This is a genomic window from Aquimarina sediminis (assembly GCF_002895435.1).
Taxonomy (GTDB): Bacteria; Bacteroidota; Bacteroidia; order Flavobacteriales; family Flavobacteriaceae; genus Aquimarina; species Aquimarina sediminis.
On record NZ_POYJ01000005.1, the window covers coordinates 12,447 to 32,240 of the forward strand.

A 19,794-nucleotide genomic window follows, 5' to 3' on the forward strand; every position below is an offset into this window, starting at 1 on the left:
CTATTCTTTCTATCCATCAAGAACATTTGTAATGTCTTTAACGAATTTCATCGTCATGATTTCTATTTGTTGGGTTAATGTATCTGGGTCGTCAAAATCGGGATACTGAATAAGTATATGGTCGATAATGGATAAACCATCACCGGTTTCATGAATATGGTATACATCCCAATCGCTATGTTTAAAGATACGCCAATACTTTTTTCTGATCTGTTTGTTTTGTCCAGACAAGCAAATTTCAAATTGCATTTTTACATGATTAAAGATAATGACAAATTTTAGTTTTAGTTTTTTTAGTGAAGCAGGAGTTATAGAAAAATATGTAAAATCCATATTACCCTGATTCAAATTACCTACTTTAAAAGTAACTGCGTATTCTTTGATAAAGTAAGTTCTTATAGTTTTTATATATGTAATGAGCTGATTATAGTCTTTTTGTATTTTTCCTTTTTTAATTTGCTCTTTATAGTATCCCAAATTACTATCAGAGTTCTCTACTATATTATTTTGAGGAGAGGCACCTTTCTTATGGCTATTTTTAACAGGGATACAGATGTCTATTACAAACTTTTGTTCGGGGTGGGTTTTGTGATCGTTAAGATAGATTTCGAAGTAATCACTGTCTCTAAAGTTATACCCATTTTCTAATACCCAAACACACATACTATCCCAGGCTTTTTGAAATAGATCTGCCGTAATCTCAAAATGTCCTACCGCATAGTGACCACTTTGAATCAAAATTGGTTTTACTTCTCCTTCAGCACTAATATCTTTGTCTATCGTTATGCAAGTACTAAGTCTTACCTTTGACATTTGGGTAACTTTGGGGTTATCATGATATATGGTTATGGCTTTTAGGTTTTTAGAATTTAGTAACCTTTTTTGTGAAGCCCATTTAAATAGCCTTTCATATGTATTTCCGATTTCATCGAACTTTCCTATATGTGTGATTCCTGCTAGTTTTATTTCCTGTAGTTTTTTAACTTCTATATGTGCATTCATATCAATCCATTTTTTGATGTTATCAATGCTACAAACATATGTATCAAGTGTTACAGGGAGTATACCGATCTTGCTAACAATGTCTTTACCTTTTGTTTTAAATGCTGTAGGACTAACTCCATAGAATTTTTTGAATACTCGGGCAAATGAGCTACTACTGTTAAAACCATATTTGTAGATGAGCTCATTGAGAGGTTTCTGGTTGCCTACCAGTAAGATAGAAGCAATTCGCTCTATTCTTTTTCTGTTGATGAATTCATTTATAGATTCTCCTACAATTGCCGAAAAAATTCTATGAAAATGATAAGGGGAGTAAAAGGCTTTTTTTGATAATTGCTCCAGAGATAAATCTGAGTCTAAGTTTTTTTCAACAAAATCCATTACATAATTGATTCGCTTAATGTATTCTTGCCTTGATTTTGTTATTTCATTTTGCATGGATTCTATATACTTGCAGGATTTATTTTAGTATAAAACTAAAGACTTTGAAAATGTTCTGTTTAGGTAGCTTCTAATAATTGTATTCCATTTTTAATTTTTTTAATCCAATTTTTATCTACAGGATTAACAATAATAGTTTTAAAATTATATTGTTTGCCTTCAATTTCGACACCTTTAGAATCATCAATGTGCAATTCAAAACCAAATGACAAGGGGTGTTTTGAAGCATTTATATTTCGGGATTTTAATACTCTTTGATTTTCGGTTTGGTTAACAATTCTGTCTACTTTGATTCCGTAAAATCTTAATGTTAGGCGTATTTTAAGTTTTGTTCGAAACGAAGTAGTGTAAATATGTATTTTATGACCTAGATGCTGTAAATCATAAATTAAGGCAGGTGTTCCTGCTCGTATTTCTTCAATTCCAACGAGTTTTGCAATACGACTTCTTTTTTCAGTTTCAAATTCATTTCCATTAGGAATAATTGTGCTGTCGAGATCAAAACTGATATTCATTTGTTACAATAGGTACTATTGATGTTATTCCATTAGTATTTTGTATAAATCTATAGGATTTTGAGTAAATAGTATAATGTTTACATTAATTTCTATTTTTACTATTATTGATGATAATAAAGTTCTTGTACCCTAGGCAGAGATTCATCAGGAACTATATGACTTCTTTTTACTAATACTAAATTGTCTAAATAGATTATGAAATTTGATTTTGTATAGATGAAGTAAGATGTTCTTTTTTTGAAGACCTGTTTTACCATAGAATTATATCATCTAATGATCAAAGTGTATTTATTGTTCGTTCAGTTTGTCTTATCGATGTACTATACAGTACATCATGATATAAAAAATCAATAATATCACTAAAACACTTGGTTAAGGGTAGTTCTGCCCAGGCGTGTGAGCCCCCGGTAATAGAATATAGGTAATAAGGGCTACCAAGTCCTTTTAACCGTTTGGCAATAGGCGCAGAACCATATAGCATTAAAAGACCTTTGTCATTAGATTTACAATAATGATGAGGAGCAACTCCGTAAGGAACCAATATATCGCCGGTACCATGAAAAAGTTGTGTGGGTATTGCTGTTTCATGTTTTATTTTGTCTACTGTAGTTATGGCTCCGGCCAGGCTGATTACACCTGCATATTTAAAATCGGCAGGTAGGGTATTATCTTCATACACATACGCCATATTTAATACAGCCTCTGCACCGGCGCTTCCTCCGGCAAGAATTACCTTGCTTTTGTCAATATTAAACTCCTGATTGTGATCAAGGATATATTTTATAGCGATACCTACATCGTGCGAAGCTGCATCAATTGCTTCTATTTTTTTATTAGTTTTGGTATTACATCCAAAACCAATTCCTTTCATTGTTAATCTATACGATACAGAGGCAACGGCGAATCCATGTTGCGCAAGTTTTGTTGCAAATGCAACAATGCCATCACTGTCTCTTTGTCCTCCAGAAAAACCACCACCATGTACATACACCAAAAGAGGTACTTGTTCTTTGATCTCTGAAGCGATATAGTAATCTAATTGTAAAGAATCATTTTTATGAGTATTAAAGACATGAGTAGTTTTATTGACTTCAGAAAAAATACTATCTAAATATTGTGTCTGAGCGATCGAAACTTCTATAGCCATTATAAGTATAAAAGTCAATATGTTTTTCATGGTAATCATTTGTTTAATTCTAAGAATTTGTTTGCTACTTATTTGACAAATATCACATTCTAAATCCATAGTTAGAGGCAATACATGGATATTTAACCTAGTTTTTTATAAACTTTACTCCATACGTATTTGCAATAGAATCTACTTCGTGTTTTGCCAGTTTACTATTCTCTGAAGCTTTTGCTATATCATTAAAAAAGTTCTCAAGTCCACCTGGTGTCATTGTATTCATGGTAATACCAGTAATAGTATCTATATTGATAAAACTATGGGGAATCCCTCTAGGTAATCGAATAAAATCTCCTTGTTTGGCTTCGATTTTTTTATCTCCACACTTAAATATGTAGCTGCCTTTTAAAACATAAAAAAGCTCGTCCTCGTTTTTGTGTACATGTACCGGAGGTCCTCCATTTGGTGGTGTTTCTGTAATAATGGTCGAATAATCACCATTGGTTTGGTTACTTAAAATTTTCCCTGTAATTTTTACCCCAAAGACATTCCATTCTTTACCTTGGTCAGAGGATATGTGTACAGGAATATCGGTTTTGCCTTTTTCAGAAGTATGTGGTTCTTTATGATGCTTACAGCTATTATTTACTATTAGTATTACAGCAAATAATAAGGTTTTTTGTAGAGTAATATTCATAAGTATTTCTAATGATAAGTGTGTGAAATATTTTTAAATGGTCTTGATCGTTTTATGCAATGCCACCCACTCGGGTTTTGTAATCTTATACCAGTTATGTGGCTCTTCTTCAAAGTCAAAAGTCTCAATAAAATTTAACCCAACTTTTTTAAGAACCTTATTAGATGCCAAGTGTTTTATATCTGCTGCCGCACAAATCTCCTTTAGGTTTAAAGTATTAAATCCGTAGGTTAGGGATTCTATAGCAGTCTCTGTGGCAATTCCTTTTCCCCAATACTTTTTCCTTAATCGATATCCCAGATCGTAGTAGCTAAAATCTTTTCTCACCCTTTGCTCATATTTTAATCCAGTCCACCCGATAAAATCTTCTGTTTTTTTATCTATAACTGCCCACCGACCAATTCCGTATTCGGTATATTGTTTTCTAATCAAATCGATTACATTATGGGCTTCATCAATTGTTTTAATAGGGTTATTTCCTAAAAACTCATGAACTTCAGGGTCAGAATCAAGATCAAAGATTCCTTGTGCATCGTATTTTTCAAGATCTCTGATGATTAGCCGTTCTGTTTCTATATGAATTTTCATCTCTTGTAATTTGATTTTAGCAATGGATATTAGTGGTATAACGGTAGAGATTGTTAAGTCAACTAGATTTTTTATAAAACTAGTAGATTTTGGAAGAATACCATAGTATTTTCTATGATTTATGAATTTATCAAGAGTCTGGTTATTTTGCTAGATATCTATGAATGTATGTTAGTAGATTACTGATGTTGAATATCACTCCTGCAAAGCAAAAGCGGGTAAGAAAACGTCTTTTATAATAGCAAAGGGTAACTTATCTTCTTGAGAATTGTAAGCTCCACCAGTAAATACAGCAATAATACTTAGTTTAGGAAAAACTATGATATACTGCCCTCCATTTCCAGTGGCTGTTTTGGACGTATATACGTTATTATCTAATCGGAAAGGGATGTTCCACCATAAAAAACCGTAATCAATTCCTGTGATTTTGGTTTTGGGAGTGGTAGCCTCTTCAATCCATTTTTTGGATACGATTTGCTGATCATTCCATAGCCCTTCTTGTAGTATAAGCTTGCCAATTTTTGCCATATCCCGAGGCGTCATATTAATTCTTTTGGCTGAAGGGATCACTTTTTTATTAGCTGTGTGTCCCCAACTAACATTGTTGATGTCCAGAGGTCTAAATAAATGCTCTTGGGCGAATTTATCAATAGTCATTCCTGAAGCTTGACTGATGATTTCAGACATTAAAAGAACACCCATTGAACAATAATCAGAAACAGTTCCCGGATCATTGATCATGGGTAAATCAAGAGTGTATTGTAACCAATCTTTCTTTTTATACACCTTATCTTCTTGACCTTTTGAGTTTTTATCCCAGTCATTGCAATCCAAGCCGGTAGACATGGTGATTAGGTGTCTTATGGTGATTTTATCTTTTCGCGTATCCAGGTTCTTCTTGGCAACAGGGTTTTTGAGATATTTGGTTATTGGATCATCTATATTGTCAATAATTCCTTTATCGATTGCAATTCCCAACAAAATTGATCTGATACTTTTACTCACTGAGCGAAGATCATGTTGCATACCAGCATTATTGTTACCAAAATATTCTTCGATAATAACCTGATTATTTTTTATTAATAAGGCACTATGAATTTTATGTTTACCATTTTGTAGCTGATTGAACAGTTGATAAATTCTTGTAGAATCAATATCCAGTGATTTTAGGCTATTGGTTTCCCAACCATCATTAAGTAGTGTAGGTTGAGTGTATTTATAAGAGTTTTGCCCATAGGAAAACGAACTTATAAATACGATAAAGAGTATTAGAACTATTTTGTTTTTCATAATGTATAACTTCATAAAGTGCTTACTGTGCGATCTGTTAAGCCACAATGTTTATGCCATGAATAGTGTTTCGAAATTATAATGTATTCTGAATATCCATATTGTAAGATTAACAGAGAAGTATAGTGTTCCCCAGAAAACAATATGTATCACCTATGTGTTTTATAGTACTCACTATAGTAAATGTACTATTCCTCAGATTAAATCATATAATTCCCGTAATGGGGAGCATAAAATATAGTATGGTGAGCATGATATTATGAATGGTGAGTATATGAATAATTATGGTGAGCAATATATTTATTGTGATGAGTATGACAAATGCCATGGTGAGCATAATAGCAAGTATGGTGAGTTACTAAAATAGTCCCGGGATTAGTTATAATAGGAGCTAAGCTTTTCTGTGTCTACTGATATATCCTTTAAATCGATTGGGATTATTTCTAAAAATATACTTGCCGGCATTACGAATTTCGTCTACCGACTCTTTTAGATGAGTATATGCCTGGTTTCTTATTTTTACAATATTACTATTCTGAGCGGTAGCATTATTAGCCAGCGCCAGCAGTTTTGCTATTTCTGAGGATAATTGACCGGCAAGATCGAGTTTTTGAACATCAAAATTGATATGCTCTAGTTCTGTAGGATACGACTTTCCTAAAATATCAAGATTACTAAGATCCTGGATCAAATCTGCAAAACTATTTCCTTTGGCTATAGCTCTAATGGCACTCAAGGCATTTTTTTGATTACGATAAGCATACCTAAAATCAGCAAGTAACTCTGCTCGTAATTCTTTTGCTACGAGAAGTTTTTCTTTCCATAGTTTTTGGGGTTTTTCTTGCCCATTTTTTCTGTTTACCCATATTGCCTGGGCATGTCTTAGTGCTCCTGCACGGGCAGTTAGATCTTCTACATGGTGTTTCCAATCCAGGTTAATTTTTAGTAATGCCTCTTTATCATCCAAAACCCATAGATATAAATCTTCGGCTTCCTGAAGATAAATATCTATGGGAATATTTGGGGTGCGTATGTCTTTTGTATCGATTTCCTTAAGTATGATAAGTTTATTCTGGTAATCAATTTTTGACATAGCCTCTCTATATTAAGAAATTAGTTGCAAAAGCTGCTCTGTTGATAGGACAGTGGCAAACTCATCTTTTAAACTTGCGATAGCGGTGTCATGTATTAGTTGCGCACTATAGTTCTGTCCATTAGCTCCTGTTTTATTAAAAGTTGCCACCGCATCTTCAATAAGATAGGTGTCAAACCCATAATTACCTGCCATTCTGGTGGTGGTGGATACACAATGATCTGTAGTTAGTCCTATGATAACCAGAGTGTCTGTTTTTTTGGTTTCTAATTGCTCTTTGAGGTTTGTATCTATAAAAGCACTATTAACTTCTTTTTCGATTATAGGTTCGTTGTCTTGCGGATCGATAAAATCCATAAAATCATTACCACTATTATTTTTTGATAGTGGAGAAGTAGGAGAGGTAGAGCAATGTTTGATATGAAATACTGGGAGATTGTTTTTTCTCCAGGATACTAATAGCTTTTCCATGTTGGTTTCTGCATCTGGATTATTACGCTCTCCCCCCCAGTGGGTGATATCTTCAAAACCTTTTTGGATATCTATTAATACTAAAGCTGGATTTTTTTCTTTTGAAATCTTCATTATTGCTTTTCTTTTTTTCTAAAATCAGTATTGTAAATAACACCTAGCTGTAATCGGTCATAATTGATTCCTGTAAAGTGATTTTTGAGATACCCTAGCTGTATACTAAAATTAGATTTTACATTATACCCCACAGCACCATACAATCTGTTTTGACCAAAAATAGGTTCTTGCAGATTTATAAAAACTTCGTCATAGGCATTCAAGAACCATTTTTCATTGATAGGATAAGTTAGTTGTAATCGATATCTTGCTCTATGTTCTGTAAAATCATCATTCTGAGTATTAATAAACCTTTGCTCCAGACGATATCTGTGCTCAAATTTAAACTTCCCTACAGTGTTTTTTAGAATAAATTGCTCAAAGATTCGGTGTTCCTTAGTGTTTTCTTCTCCCGGTAAATCCTCAAAGGTACCATCGGTGCTTATAAAACCATATCCCAAAGTGGCAATTGCTTTATCACTAATATGATAGTTTAACCCTGTACGCAATAATAATTGATTAAAACTAGAAGCGGTTTCATAAAACCGAAATTGAGCTTCAGAATGAATACTCAGTTTATCAGTTACCTGATTTGTGCCAAAATACATATACCAGGCTCCTAGTTCATCCTGACCGTTATCCTGAGCGTTAGAAAATGTTATTGTCGAAAATAATACTAAAAAAAGAAATAAGCTTTTTGTGTTCATCTTATAAAATGCTTTGAGTTGTATTCAAAATTAAAATGTAATTCTGTAGAAAATCTAAATTTATTTGTTGAAAAAAAGTAGTAAAGATAAAATAAACAAATCCTTCTATACCTCACTTTAAGATTTATATAAGAAATGATTTATAAAGATCATAATTACAATTTCTTTTTGGTAATGATTTCAAAAAAATCCTTGCGATAGGTATCTCCTATAGGAAGTATCTGATCATTAATATAGACATGTAACGAATCTGTTTTGAGAATATGATTCATAGCAACGATATATGATTTATGGATTTTGATGAATGTGCTTTCGGGTAATGTGTTTTCTATATATTTTAATGTATTATAGGTAATGATTTGTTTGTGTGGCAGATGTATGGCAATATAATTTTTTAAGCCTTCTATGTACAAAATATCATCAAGGTAGACCTTTTCGTAATTGTTTTTACCATCAGTCTTTACAAATAAATATTCTTTTGCAGATACATTTTGATCAGTAGTGATATTTTTTTGTTTAACCTTGAGTACTGCTTGATAAAATCGTTCAAATTCAAAAGGTTTAAGTAAGTAATCCATAGCGTTCAGGTTATATCCCTCTAAAGCAAACTGAGGATACGCTGTGGTGAAAATAATCTGTACCCGATCTTTGACAATTTTGGATAATTGAATTCCTGACAAATCTGGCATTTGGATATCCAAAAATACCAAATCTATAGTATCATTTTCGATTTGTTTAAGTGCTTCTATAGCTTTTGTAGTGGTAGCGATAAGGTCTAGAAAAGGTACTTTGGATACATAATTTTCTAGCAAACGTATTGCTGGTGGTTCATCGTCTACGATAAGGCAACGTAATGATTTACTCATATAGGTATTTTTAGATAAGCTTCAAAGTAAGATTTTTGTTCACTCTGATATAATGTAAAATCGTTTTTAAAAAGAATAGATAACCTTTGATGGATACTCATATATCCAATTCCTTCTTCTAGGTACTTCTCTGAAAGAGCCTTTTTATTTTTGGTATGGATCTCCAAGTTCTTGGAGTGAATTGTAATCGTGATAGTGGCAGGAGCCGAAGAATCGTTAACAATACCATGTTTAAAAACATTTTCTATAAAATGAATTAATAGCATTGCAGGGATTTTTTGATTAGCTACAGTACCATGTACTTGATAGTCAACAGCCAGATTATCTTCATATCGTTTTTTATAAAAGAATATATAATCCGAAATAAATTTTAGATCCTTTTGTAATGAGATAGTCTCTTGCTGCGTTTCATAAGTCACAAATCGTAATAGACCCGAAAGCCGATGAATATCTGTTGCTATTTTGGGCTCACTCTGTATAAGATCTGAATAAAAGCTATTTAGTGTATTAAAAAGGAAATGAGGATCCAGTTGTGATTTTAGCAAGTTTAACTCTGCCTTTTTGTTTTCAATTTTTAATCGATGTATAGCATCTTGATGATCTACAAATCTAAAGAAAAGATATATTGCGGTACTGAACAGTAAGCTTTTTGAAGCATAATAGGAATTATCAAAGACATAGTATCTAAAATGGCGATAATTATCTCCATAGTTATGTAATCCGGTAATAGAATATAGTAAAACCTCTTCTAGTAGATAACGAATACCAGCATATAGAAATACTAATAGAATAACCCCAGAGATATATTGTAATATACGTTTGCGCGAAAGTATAAAAGGACATAATATCTTATAATTTAATATGTAGATACAAAAGAAAGTAGTATACATTGCCAGAGTATATAAAAACAGAGGGTATTCAAAATAGTCCGCCCAGCTGTTTTTTTGTTTGTATATGTAATCACCATACATGTCCATTATAATAATTAATACACCTAGCAGTACATGATATTTCCAACGGTATTTTGATACGACCATAGGTCAAAAATACTATTTTGAGTATTCAATCTATTCGGTTCTGGTAACAATCCTTATTTTCTTTATACAAACCCGGCAAACCATACAACCAAATTTTAGGTAGTGAATTTGTACCCATTTATAAGATAAACATAAGAGTAGATGTAAATCCACCATATTTAATAGGGATACCCTTTTATTTTGGTCTCAAATATATAATGTAATGAGACAATTTATAATACTTATTGGTTTAATTTTATTTTTTTCTTGCAAAGGCGAAAAAGCATCGGATACCATTGAAGCAAAAACAAAAATTGAGGTTGGAGGATCTAGTATAGATTCAACATATATCGCTACAAAAACACGACACTTTACACTTGCAGATACTATAATAACAGGAGAAGGATATGCACTATTAAAAAATATTATTTCTAACTCACAATTTATAATGTTTGGCGAGAGACATGGCTCCAAGGTTACTTCAGAGTTAATCGCGGCACTCATCCCAATATTGCATAAAGAAGGATTTAATCACACTGCTTTTGAGGTAGGTCCGTATGCTGCAAAAAAACTGATGACGCTTAGTTCACCTCCATCTGCTACGGTAGAGAACTTAAAAATATTTACCTCAAAATATGCCTTAGAAGAAGATCATCAGGTTCCCATTCCTTTTTTTGATGGTTTGGAGGATGCCTATTTTCTTCGTGCTATTCGAGAGCGAAACATGAATATTTGGGGACTCGATCAAGAGTATTATTCATCTACATTGTTTTTTATAGACGAATTTCTCTCATTGGCTAAAAATGATACCGAATATCTAACCATCAAATCAGAAAAAGAAAAGGTGTCTAAAATAATTACCTCTTGGTATACAAAGGATAATTTACCAAATTCTAATATTAAGCTTTTTGAAGAAATACAAAAAGATTCCATTGTAACGCAATATCTAAATCGCTTTCGAGAGAAAGAAAATACAAAGAAGATGGTTCAAGATTTAGAAATGAGTTGGGACATATATACTAGATGGAGAGATGACTCACATGCTGATAGGATAAGCTATATGCGTACCAATTTTTTATCGCATTACAATAAAGCGTTAGAAACAGAAGCAAACCCTAAAGTATTTTTAAAATTTGGTAATCTACATGCTTCAAAAATAATGACTAATAGATGTTATGATCTAGGAAATCTTATAACCGAAATCGCTACAAAAAATGATAGTAAGGCAACCATCATTAATTCTTGGCATCGCTATTTTAATACTAATGGGATAGAAGAAGATTACTTAAAGAAGTATCCTTTATACTTCAACCGGCTACGGGATTTTATGATTCAAGCAAAACGAGATCAATGGACAATAATTGATCTCGAGTCTATACGCAAAGATATCGAATTAGGACATGTTACCTTACCAACAAATGGAGACTATCACCGTATAAAAAACCTTATAGAAGGGTATGACTATCAATTGATTTTACCTGTCGATAGTAAGATAACACCAAATCGAACTGAGGTTTTAAACAAATGAAATGTAACTACTTAATTTTTAAATAATGAAAAAAGTAATTTTGACAATAACTATTTGTTGTTTATGTTTACCCTGTATTGCCCAGAGTCAAAAACCGGTGATAACAGTTTTAGGGATGGTTCATTTGCATAATCCCGGTGCAGACGAAGTAAATATGGATATGGGAGATATCCTATCAAATAAAAAACAAGCAGAACTAAAACAACTTATTGATTTGGTAGCACGATTTAAACCTACCAAGATTGCAATAGAAAAACCAAGGGAGGACACTTTGTGGAGCCAGATACATTATAATAATTATCGTAATGGTATATTAGAAAAAGAAGTAAGTGAAAATGATAAGTGGCGTATACCAGGCGAAGTTGTACAACTTTCTTATCCTCTGGCAAAAAGAATGAATCTAGATAAGTTATACCCTATCGATGCTACAGCAGAGTTTGATATAGAACCCGTTATAATCTATGCAAAGCAGAATAATCAATATGCCCAATTAGAAGAGTTTAAGAAGTTTATTGAAAACATTGAAAAAGATATAAAATCAATGTCCAAAGGTACCGTCTTGGATATTATTAGATTTGTAAATAGTACCGAATTTGATAAAAACTACAATCAGAATTTTTATTTAAAGCACTTAGTTTCTTTTGGAACTGATAATAGCTATATAGGTACCGATGTAGTTGCTGGTTGGTATACTAGAAATTTAAGAATTTTTACAAACCTAAATAGGATCATTACACCAGAAGATAGGGTTCTAGTTATTTATGGTGCAGGCCATAAAGATATTTTGGTAGACCTTATCAAAGATAGAACAGATTGGGAATATTATGATATCAATCAGGTATTGAATTACAATGAATAATTAACAAAGAGTATATTGATACGTTATTATAATTCCCTACAGAAAGAAACACTAGTAATTTCAGTACGTAACGGCGATATTATTAGAGTGTATTACTGTAAAAAATGTATCGTTAGTAAAAATTAAAATAACAAATATGATAATAAGAGAAATTAAAAGCACTGATTTAGAGCAATTAAGTGAATTGTTTGATGGATATAGAGTCTTTTATAGAAAAGAAGCAGACATTGATTCTGCAAAAAAATTTCTTGCTGATCGATTAAACAATAAAGATTCTGAGATTTTTGTTTGTGAGACATATGAAAATAAATTAGTAGGTTTTGTACAATTATACCCTTTATTCTCATCAACAAGAATGAAAAAACTATGGTTATTAAATGACTTATTTGTCAATCCGGAGTTTAGAGGAAAAGGAATCTCTATAAAACTCATTGAAAGAGCAAAAAAGTTGGTAACAGATTCGTCTGCTTGTGGAATGTTTTTAGAAACAGAGAAAGTGAATGAAATTGGTAATAATTTGTATCCAAAAACAGGATTTGAGCTTAATAAAGGTTCTAATTTTTATGAATGGAATAATAAGTAAAAATATCTAATCAGTTTGTGTAAAATGTATCAAAATACATTTTACACAAACCGTTCTGAGTAGTTCTTTATATATCCGAAGCATGGTCGAAGTAGAAAATGTTTAAAATTAGATAAGCCACCAGTGCAAATTGGAGTGATGGTAAGCTTCAAAACAAATTGAAAGAAAGTAAAGAATATTACTATTTGTAAATAAGTGAAAATATTTTTTTTAGGTTGCCATTAAGTTTGTAATTTTATGATACACAAACTCTTTTGAATTTTTATAGGGATGATTTGTAGGGCCAAATAGCTATCCATTAAATATTCAAAAATTAAACCTAACATAATGAAACGTATTCTAGCGATTGCTATTACCTTTTTTACGGTAATGAGCTTTGCACAAACTCAACTACACAAACCCAGTGAACTAGTAGCCCAACAGAAATCTTTGGGATCGAATTTTGAAAGTACACAATTATTTACTTCGATTAATCAACAAAAAAACCAAATTCAAGTCCCCAAGGGATTAAAGGATTATGTTTTGTTTGCAATAGATCAGAGTAAAATGAAATCCTTACAGGGGAATTTCCCTAGTACCATGAATTTAGATATTCCTGGTCAGAAATCAGCAATGTCACTTGATCTTGTAAAAGTAAATATAAGAACAGATGATTATGTTGCTATAGAAATGCCATCAGGAAAATCCCTGAAGCGTGATAATATTGCACATTATCGAGGAGTGGTAAGAGAACAGCCTAATTCTCTGGTTGCAATTAGTTTTTATGACAATAAAATCTCTGGTTTTATTAGTATCGAAGGTCAGGATGGTAATATGGTAGTAGGTCCTGTAGAGAATTCTAAGAGTCATATCTTGTATAAAGATAAGGAGATTAGTTTTTTATATGAGCTTGCTTGCCAGGTAGAGGATGATCCTCAGGGATATACCATCGAAGAATTAGCAGATACTCCTAAAAGTCGTGCAGCTGCAAAATGCCCAAGAGTATTTTTTGATATCGGAACCGATGTTGTTAACGATAAAGGTGGAAGTCAAGGAGCTTCTAATTATATAGAAGGTCTGTTTAATCAGGTAGCTGCTCTATATGCTAATGATCAAATATCGATCAAGTTATCAGGAACTAAGGCATGGACTTCTAATCAACCATTTAGCAATAACCTAGATAGCTATATCAGTTATAAAAACCGTAATGGTCTTAATGGAGATTTAGGACATTTTGTAACATATAACTATAGTGGAGGTGTTGCCGGAGGAATAGGAACACTATGTAACTCATCAAGAAATTATGCCGTTTCTGGAATTAGAGGTAGTTATAGTAACATCCCTACATACTCTTTTGATGTATTCCTTGTCTCGCATGAGCTAGGTCATAATGTAGGATCAAGACATACACATGCCTGTGTGTGGAACGGTAATAATACTGCCATAGATGGTTGTGCCGGTTTTACAGAAGGAAATTGTAGTATACCAGGAAACCCTTCTGGTGGAGGAACCATAATGAGCTATTGCCCTAATACTAGTGTTGGAGTAAATTTCAACAAAGGATTTGGTTCGCAACCACGTAATGTGATCCAGAATTATATTGGTAATTCTAGTTGTCTACAAACTTGTAATGGTGGTGGTTGCTCATCTGGTGATCCAATATCTGTAACTTTTACAAATAACACAGATTGTACATTACAGTACTACCGAAACAACTCTTTACAAGGGTCTGCTAATGCAGGAGGTTCTTATGCAGCAAATACTACGGTAGGAAGTGCATGGCAAGCCAAAAAATCATCTGGAGAAACAGTTGATAATTTTACTATCGCTTGTAATCAGACTACCTATAACTCTTCAGGAAACTGTAGTAGTGGTGGTGGTAATTGCGATGGTGTAGCGCCATGGTCACCTAATGTTAATTATAGTATTGGTGATAGGGTAACATATAATGGTAACCTATACGAGCGTACAGCTAGTGGATGGCAAAACCTTGGTCCATGTACTACTACAGGTGATCCTTGTGCTGGTGTAGCGCCTTGGTCTTCTACTGTTAATTATAGTGTTGGAGATCGAGTAACTTATAATGGATCGTTATATGAAAGAACAGCAACAGGTTGGAAAAATTTAGGACCTTGTGGAGCGGCCTTTACTTCTTTTGATGGAGAGGGACCAGCTTTGGGAGGAGATCTAAGTTTTATAACTTATCCTAATCCAGCAAAAAATCTACTTAATCTAGAAATTAGTAACCTAAAATCATCTTCTGCTCATATTACTATTAAAGATATGAACGGAAGAGCATTAGAGATAGTAGAATTAAAATCACCTCCAGGAGGAATTGTAGTAAGAAAAGTAATAGATATTAGTAAATTATCTACGGGTATCTATTTTGTACAAATAAACACAGGTACAAAAACACTTACTCAAAAGATTTTTATAAAATAAATTTTAATAAATAATAAGTTTTGGTCCTACAAAGAAAGGCTGCTTGTAAAAGCAGCCTTTCTTATGTCATGTCTTTTTATAGAAAACTATTCTATGGTTTTGATTCATACATTTGTTTGCAAACGTATTAGGATATTACTTCTTTGTTGTATTAGAATCATAGTATGCGTTCATAGTTTCTAGAGATATATTTGCATTTCTATGGTTCCCAACTATTCTTTTAATCTTTAATTTTTCCTTTCTTACAAATTCTACAAATTCTTTTTCTACTTTAGACATATAGGTGGGGATCGTGTTATCAAATGGAACCTCTAAAAAATCACCTTCATATATAATTTGAGAATCTGTGAAGTATGCAAAACTTTGCCCTAGACTGTGTGAGTTTTTGGGTATAAAAAATTGTACATCATTTAGAATCTGATTATGTCTAATAGGAGAGAATTTAAATTTATTGATATCCTTTTCAAATCTTGGATATGCTTTAATTGCCTCAATAGTATAACTGTCTGCCAGAATCGTTACATTTTGTTGAGCATACGCATTAAGCCCCCCAATATGATCATGATGAGAATGGGTAACATATACATAATCAATGTTTTTGTTAGGAAATTTATCTTCAATCAATGAAATAACATTTTTAGAAACTTTATCCGAGATAGGAGCACCAAAAACTGTGATGCTTTTATCAGTAACCTTAAAAAGCATATTTCTACCACCATCTGGAGTAGTAATTAGATATAAGTTTTTTGCTATTTCTATAACTTTACTCTGTTCTTGCACCTTTTCTTTATTAGGTACGATATAGCCCTCAGGAATAACTAGTTTATTAGGGTCGACTTTGGTGATCTTGTTTAACTCTTCAATTACATACTGCCTTTGCAAGTTATCCGATCTGTATACATCTACACTATGAGCAAACGAAATACCATTTACGTCCTTATAATTACTAAATACAGTTTTAGTGTTTTTTGCTTTACTTTCTATAGAAAGTAACTGAGTAGGATTCATTTTAAATGTGTAAATATTTATAGAAGAATCCTTGTCCATATGTTTTATAACAGCCTCGTTTTTTTCTTTGCTAAGAATTGTTTCTATAGAATCCCCTTGCTTTTGGTAGGTAAGTAAGTCTGAAACATTTGTAAAATCAAGAAAACTTGTAGCCCTTTTTTTAACATTACTAAAAGTATCTTCTCCGACTTCAACTTGTTTCCCTATAAGAACACCATTTACATCATAGGATATGACAAGAGAGTCTTTTTGAAAATGAAAGAATTCGAATAAAAACTCACCGGGATAAAAACCTTTATTATGACTGTAAAATTGCTCATTTTCTAGGTCTATTTCGGTAGTGGATGTGTTATAACCATTAATGGGATCTTCAGGGTGCTTGTAATCATAACTTTGATGTGAAAACGGGCTTATAGATTTATACTTTACTCTAAACTTTTTTAAAGTCTCGCTAAAACCATATTCTTTCTGCAAATTTTCAAAAACAATCTGAGAGGTAGTTTTTGGATTATTACAAGACGAATAAATGATTAGGGCAAAAATTAATAATGTGATTTTTTGTAGCGCGTTAATTTTTCTCATTGATTTTTTTGTGATAATTGATACTTATTGATTAAGGATATAAGTTTTGGGAATATCTTAACTCATGCCTCAAATATATTAGAATATCATTTACTTATTTTCGTACAGTGCCCATTAAACCACCAAATAGGGGTTTTTTGTACCCAAATATGATGTAAAAAATGCAAAGAAAAATACATTTTCAATTTCTTAGAAATCCAATATATATATTAGGATGTTACGTACTCTTATTATTACCAGAATTTGTAAACCTATGTAGTCATAATAATGTTATTTCACCTTTTTGGGGTAATATTCCAGTTTGTAGTAAGGAATTTGTATTTACTACCTTTTTAGAAAATTCGATCTGGTCTATGATGCTTTTGATATTTGTTTTTGAAATTTATCGCGGTAGTAGTGCGATTTTGAGAATTGATAAATTACCAGTTGGGAGAAAAGAATACATTCGTTTTCAAGCAAATTTATTACTCGTTGCAGGGGTTTCCTGTGTTGCATATATACTTTTGACTTATTTTTTTGCGTGGCATAAAAATAGTTTGGATGAAGTAAATGTATGGACGATTATATATAGAACTATCTTTGTTACTTACCTAGGAATTAATGGTGTTTTATTACTGAGTTTCATGAGCTATCGAAGAGATCCATTATCTAAGGAGCTGGAAGTAAAAGGTCCTTTGGGCAAAATACCCTTGACTTTAAAAGAAATAACCTTTTTTGAGAAAATTGGAAGGAATTATGTTGTAAACTCTAATGAAAAAGAATTCAAAATTGAATTAAACCTTACTACTCTAGAGAATTTACTGTGTAAAAAACATTTTGCAAGAATCAATAGATCCGTAATTGTGAATATTTCTGCAATAAAAAGCTATTCGTATTGGGAGAATGAAAAGTATATCCTTTCATTAAACACAGGTAAAGAGTTTGTAGTAACTCGCAAGCGAATAGTAGAGCTTAAAAGGGTATTGTCCTAAAAAAACTTTGTATCGAATTAGAGTTAAAGATACTTTTCTTCTTCTGTTTCAAAAATTATCCATGCATAATATTACATAGCAGTGTTTATACCTAAAAACAGCTGTGCAATTCCCCTGAAAATAGGGTAGTAGTAGATATGAATAATCGATAGTTTTGTTGTTATAAATACATCTTTTTATATAATTGATGGTAACAATTAGAAATTGTAGGACATTAACATTAGAAGCATGTTTGGTTGGTTAAAAAAAAGTAAAAGCTCTACATCTGCAAATCGAGGGAAATTAGATTTCAGTACAATAGATAGTAATGAAAAAGCTATTGAATTATATGAAAAAGGAGAGCTTGTCAAAATGTATTTAATGCCTATAGTATTTGGAGGGCAAGATAACTCATTAAACACTCTGTATGCCCCAAAATTTGCTCTAGGACTGAAAGAACGATTTGATAAAAAGATTGAAAAGGAATTAATGAATGGCAAAAGGTTAAGCTATTCTGGAACACCTAAATATAAAGGGAAAAGTTTTATCCCTTCAAAACTAGTTATCACAGTAAGTGGAGATTCTGATTTTAGAAAAACGATAGCTATTTGGTAATTGCAAAACAACTTATTGGCGTACATCATACTTAATTAAAAACAGATAAATGAAATTTAGTTTTTTTAATAAAAAGAAAATTCAGAATACTACAAAAGAAGAATGGAATACTCTAGGCAATACATATGCAACTGGGATAAATGAAATGGTAGCATTTGGAGAAAAACATGGCTGGGATAAGTGGAAAGGAGAAGAACCCAAAGATGAAAGGGGGTACCTGGCTGATGAGGTATATAGATTATTAAAAGAAGCCAATGAAAATGGTACCGTAGAAGAGTTTAGAACAAACTACCCACCCGCACATTCACCACTAATCAAACTCTTGCAGAAAAAAAGTCAGAATATAGAACAACTACATTTTATCAATAATGAAAAAATTATCTTTTTAGTTGGAACTGCATATCAAAATAGACAAGCTTATATTCTTAATGAGAACAAAACAATTGAACTGGATTCGTCTATTAGAGCCATAGGAAAATCAAAGAAAAATAATGTCTTTGCAATACTAGCCAATAATCGAATTGCCACAACACAAGGGTGGGAAGGGGAAATTATAGAAACTTTTATTCTAGATCAAACCAAAGATATTGGAGTTACAGAACTTATTCCTTTTAATGATGGGTTAAAACTACTTTTGACAACTTCAGAGGGGATCTATATAATTTCAAAATCACATGAAGAAATGATTCACCCGATACCTGATCCCGAAGATGAAGAATGGGATCCATATATAGATATGGAAAATGCAACACTATCAAATGATAACCAATTTATTGTAGTAGGAGATCAAGGTGCTGACCATAGAATACTAAATGTAAAAGGGGAGCAAATAGGAGAGATCGGACCCCAATCATCATACCCTCATTACTGCTTGTTTTCAAAAGATGACTCACAATTGATAACAAATTCATGTCATTTTTATAACGGAATTACAATTGGAGTAGATACAGATACTATAACTGGACTAAAAATAGAAGCCTATGAAGAAAGTGAAACCTATAAGGTAATAGATGATGGAATGAGAGTATATACAGGTCTAACCACAAAAGAATACTATATTCTTGGAGATGCGTATGGATATATTAAAGCTTTTGATAAAGAAGGAAAATGTGTATGGAGACATTTTTTAGGATCAACCATAAGTAGCCTCACAATTTCTGATGATGAGAAAACCTTGTGGGTTGGTTCTTGTTCAGGAATGATTCATAAGCTTAGACTAGGAAAAGGACATAGAGATAATCATACTATAGGAGATGGTAATCATTTTGAAGAGTTTAGATTAATCCTATGGAAAGAAGAACCCATACTGATGTGGTAATGTTGCCTGTCGAAAAACG

Annotated in this window: 19 protein-coding genes; 7 read left to right on the forward strand and 12 right to left on the reverse strand. The window is 32.2% G+C overall.

Translation table 11 applies throughout. The features are described from left to right. Window positions 1-9 precede the first annotated feature (9 nt). The 11 genes from C1X07_RS12575 to C1X07_RS12625 all read right to left on the reverse strand — a co-directional run bounded on the left by C1X07_RS12575 (window position 10) and on the right by C1X07_RS12625 (window position 9,932). Window positions 10-1,440 carry an AraC family transcriptional regulator gene (locus tag C1X07_RS12575; RefSeq protein ID WP_103070382.1) on the reverse strand — a complete coding sequence of 477 codons (1,431 nt, stop codon included), beginning with the start codon at window positions 1,438-1,440 and terminating at the stop codon, window positions 10-12. A gap of 62 nt (window positions 1,441-1,502) precedes the next feature. After that, window positions 1,503-1,958, reverse strand: a complete 456-nt coding sequence (locus C1X07_RS12580; protein WP_103070383.1) for a hypothetical protein — start codon at window positions 1,956-1,958, stop codon at window positions 1,503-1,505. Window positions 1,959-2,238: 280 nt separating this feature from the next. Further along, window positions 2,239-3,138, reverse strand: a complete 900-nt coding sequence (locus C1X07_RS12585; RefSeq protein ID WP_164914154.1) for an alpha/beta hydrolase — start codon at window positions 3,136-3,138, stop codon at window positions 2,239-2,241. 97 nt (window positions 3,139-3,235) lie between these two features. Beyond that, window positions 3,236-3,784: a cupin domain-containing protein gene (locus tag C1X07_RS12590; RefSeq protein WP_103070385.1), complete on the reverse strand. Its 549-nt coding sequence runs from the start codon at window positions 3,782-3,784 to the stop codon at window positions 3,236-3,238. Between the two features lie 33 nt (window positions 3,785-3,817). After that, window positions 3,818-4,372 (reverse strand): GNAT family N-acetyltransferase, encoded by a 555-nt coding sequence (locus tag C1X07_RS12595; protein WP_103070386.1) that lies wholly within the window; start codon window positions 4,370-4,372, stop codon window positions 3,818-3,820. A gap of 195 nt (window positions 4,373-4,567) precedes the next feature. Then, window positions 4,568-5,662 carry a serine hydrolase domain-containing protein gene (locus C1X07_RS12600; protein ID WP_241507254.1) on the reverse strand — a complete coding sequence of 365 codons (1,095 nt, stop codon included), beginning with the start codon at window positions 5,660-5,662 and terminating at the stop codon, window positions 4,568-4,570. 391 nt (window positions 5,663-6,053) lie between these two features. Next, window positions 6,054-6,755, reverse strand: coding sequence for a hypothetical protein (locus C1X07_RS12605; protein WP_103070388.1), 702 nt, complete (start codon window positions 6,753-6,755; stop codon window positions 6,054-6,056). A gap of 12 nt (window positions 6,756-6,767) precedes the next feature. Further along, window positions 6,768-7,340 carry a cysteine hydrolase family protein gene (locus tag C1X07_RS12610; RefSeq protein ID WP_103070389.1) on the reverse strand — a complete coding sequence of 191 codons (573 nt, stop codon included), beginning with the start codon at window positions 7,338-7,340 and terminating at the stop codon, window positions 6,768-6,770. Further along, a complete protein-coding gene (locus tag C1X07_RS12615; RefSeq protein ID WP_103070390.1) occupies window positions 7,340-8,029 on the reverse strand; it encodes a DUF2490 domain-containing protein in 690 nt (229 codons plus the stop codon). The genes C1X07_RS12610 and C1X07_RS12615 overlap by 1 nt, the downstream gene beginning before the upstream one ends. A 155-nt stretch (window positions 8,030-8,184) precedes the next feature. Then, window positions 8,185-8,895, reverse strand: a complete 711-nt coding sequence (locus tag C1X07_RS12620; protein ID WP_103070391.1) for a LytR/AlgR family response regulator transcription factor — start codon at window positions 8,893-8,895, stop codon at window positions 8,185-8,187. Next, window positions 8,892-9,932, reverse strand: a complete 1,041-nt coding sequence (locus C1X07_RS12625; protein WP_103070392.1) for a sensor histidine kinase — start codon at window positions 9,930-9,932, stop codon at window positions 8,892-8,894. Before C1X07_RS12625 ends, C1X07_RS12620 begins: the two co-directional genes overlap by 4 nt. 202 nt (window positions 9,933-10,134) lie before the next feature. On the opposite strand from C1X07_RS12625, the gene C1X07_RS12630 reads away from it, so the two are divergent. The 4 genes from C1X07_RS12630 (at window position 10,135) to C1X07_RS12645 (ending at window position 15,302) form a co-directional block, all read left to right on the forward strand. Further along, on the forward strand, window positions 10,135-11,439 hold the full coding sequence (locus tag C1X07_RS12630; protein WP_103070393.1) for a hypothetical protein: 1,305 nt from the start codon (window positions 10,135-10,137) through the stop codon (window positions 11,437-11,439). Window positions 11,440-11,464: 25 nt separating this feature from the next. Then, on the forward strand, window positions 11,465-12,298 hold the full coding sequence (locus C1X07_RS12635) for a DUF5694 domain-containing protein (RefSeq protein WP_128755270.1): 834 nt from the start codon (window positions 11,465-11,467) through the stop codon (window positions 12,296-12,298). A gap of 136 nt (window positions 12,299-12,434) precedes the next feature. After that, window positions 12,435-12,881 carry a GNAT family N-acetyltransferase gene (locus C1X07_RS12640; protein WP_103070395.1) on the forward strand — a complete coding sequence of 149 codons (447 nt, stop codon included), beginning with the start codon at window positions 12,435-12,437 and terminating at the stop codon, window positions 12,879-12,881. 327 nt (window positions 12,882-13,208) lie between these two features. Next, on the forward strand, window positions 13,209-15,302 hold the full coding sequence (locus C1X07_RS12645; RefSeq protein WP_103070396.1) for a M12 family metallo-peptidase: 2,094 nt from the start codon (window positions 13,209-13,211) through the stop codon (window positions 15,300-15,302). Between the two features lie 135 nt (window positions 15,303-15,437). Here C1X07_RS12645 and C1X07_RS12650 read toward each other — a convergent pair whose 3' ends face one another. Further along, complete coding sequence (locus C1X07_RS12650) at window positions 15,438-16,892, reverse strand: MBL fold metallo-hydrolase (protein WP_103070397.1); 1,455 nt, start codon at window positions 16,890-16,892, stop codon at window positions 15,438-15,440. A gap of 161 nt (window positions 16,893-17,053) precedes the next feature. On the opposite strand from C1X07_RS12650, the gene C1X07_RS12655 reads away from it, so the two are divergent. The 3 genes from C1X07_RS12655 to C1X07_RS12665 all read left to right on the forward strand — a co-directional run bounded on the left by C1X07_RS12655 (window position 17,054) and on the right by C1X07_RS12665 (window position 19,775). Continuing rightward, window positions 17,054-17,863: a LytTR family DNA-binding domain-containing protein gene (locus tag C1X07_RS12655; RefSeq protein WP_103070398.1), complete on the forward strand. Its 810-nt coding sequence runs from the start codon at window positions 17,054-17,056 to the stop codon at window positions 17,861-17,863. A gap of 228 nt (window positions 17,864-18,091) precedes the next feature. After that, complete coding sequence (locus C1X07_RS12660; RefSeq protein WP_103070399.1) at window positions 18,092-18,457, forward strand: hypothetical protein; 366 nt, start codon at window positions 18,092-18,094, stop codon at window positions 18,455-18,457. Window positions 18,458-18,506: 49 nt separating this feature from the next. After that, a complete protein-coding gene (locus C1X07_RS12665) occupies window positions 18,507-19,775 on the forward strand; it encodes a hypothetical protein (RefSeq protein ID WP_103070400.1) in 1,269 nt (422 codons plus the stop codon). Window positions 19,776-19,794 lie beyond the last annotated feature (19 nt).

Bases quoted from the DNA above. Each gene is read 5' to 3' on its own strand.
- C1X07_RS12575 (WP_103070382.1), bottom strand. From the start codon at position 1,440: ATGCAAAATGAAATAACAAAATCAAGGCAAGAATACATTAAGCGAATC.
- C1X07_RS12580 (WP_103070383.1), bottom strand. From the start codon at position 1,958: ATGAATATCAGTTTTGATCTCGACAGCACAATTATTCCTAATGGAAAT.
- C1X07_RS12585 (WP_164914154.1), bottom strand. From the start codon at position 3,138: ATGAAAAACATATTGACTTTTATACTTATAATGGCTATAGAAGTTTCG.
- C1X07_RS12590 (WP_103070385.1), bottom strand. From the start codon at position 3,784: ATGAATATTACTCTACAAAAAACCTTATTATTTGCTGTAATACTAATA.
- C1X07_RS12595 (WP_103070386.1), bottom strand. From the start codon at position 4,372: ATGAAAATTCATATAGAAACAGAACGGCTAATCATCAGAGATCTTGAA.
- C1X07_RS12600 (WP_241507254.1), bottom strand. From the start codon at position 5,662: ATGAAAAACAAAATAGTTCTAATACTCTTTATCGTATTTATAAGTTCG.
- C1X07_RS12605 (WP_103070388.1), bottom strand. From the start codon at position 6,755: ATGTCAAAAATTGATTACCAGAATAAACTTATCATACTTAAGGAAATC.
- C1X07_RS12610 (WP_103070389.1), bottom strand. From the start codon at position 7,340: ATGAAGATTTCAAAAGAAAAAAATCCAGCTTTAGTATTAATAGATATC.
- C1X07_RS12615 (WP_103070390.1), bottom strand. From the start codon at position 8,029: ATGAACACAAAAAGCTTATTTCTTTTTTTAGTATTATTTTCGACAATA.
- C1X07_RS12620 (WP_103070391.1), bottom strand. From the start codon at position 8,895: ATGAGTAAATCATTACGTTGCCTTATCGTAGACGATGAACCACCAGCA.
- C1X07_RS12625 (WP_103070392.1), bottom strand. From the start codon at position 9,932: ATGGTCGTATCAAAATACCGTTGGAAATATCATGTACTGCTAGGTGTA.
- C1X07_RS12630 (WP_103070393.1), top strand. From the start codon at position 10,135: ATGAGACAATTTATAATACTTATTGGTTTAATTTTATTTTTTTCTTGC.
- C1X07_RS12635 (WP_128755270.1), top strand. From the start codon at position 11,465: ATGAAAAAAGTAATTTTGACAATAACTATTTGTTGTTTATGTTTACCC.
- C1X07_RS12640 (WP_103070395.1), top strand. From the start codon at position 12,435: ATGATAATAAGAGAAATTAAAAGCACTGATTTAGAGCAATTAAGTGAA.
- C1X07_RS12645 (WP_103070396.1), top strand. From the start codon at position 13,209: ATGAAACGTATTCTAGCGATTGCTATTACCTTTTTTACGGTAATGAGC.
- C1X07_RS12650 (WP_103070397.1), bottom strand. From the start codon at position 16,892: ATGAGAAAAATTAACGCGCTACAAAAAATCACATTATTAATTTTTGCC.
- C1X07_RS12655 (WP_103070398.1), top strand. From the start codon at position 17,054: ATGCAAAGAAAAATACATTTTCAATTTCTTAGAAATCCAATATATATA.
- C1X07_RS12660 (WP_103070399.1), top strand. From the start codon at position 18,092: ATGTTTGGTTGGTTAAAAAAAAGTAAAAGCTCTACATCTGCAAATCGA.
- C1X07_RS12665 (WP_103070400.1), top strand. From the start codon at position 18,507: ATGAAATTTAGTTTTTTTAATAAAAAGAAAATTCAGAATACTACAAAA.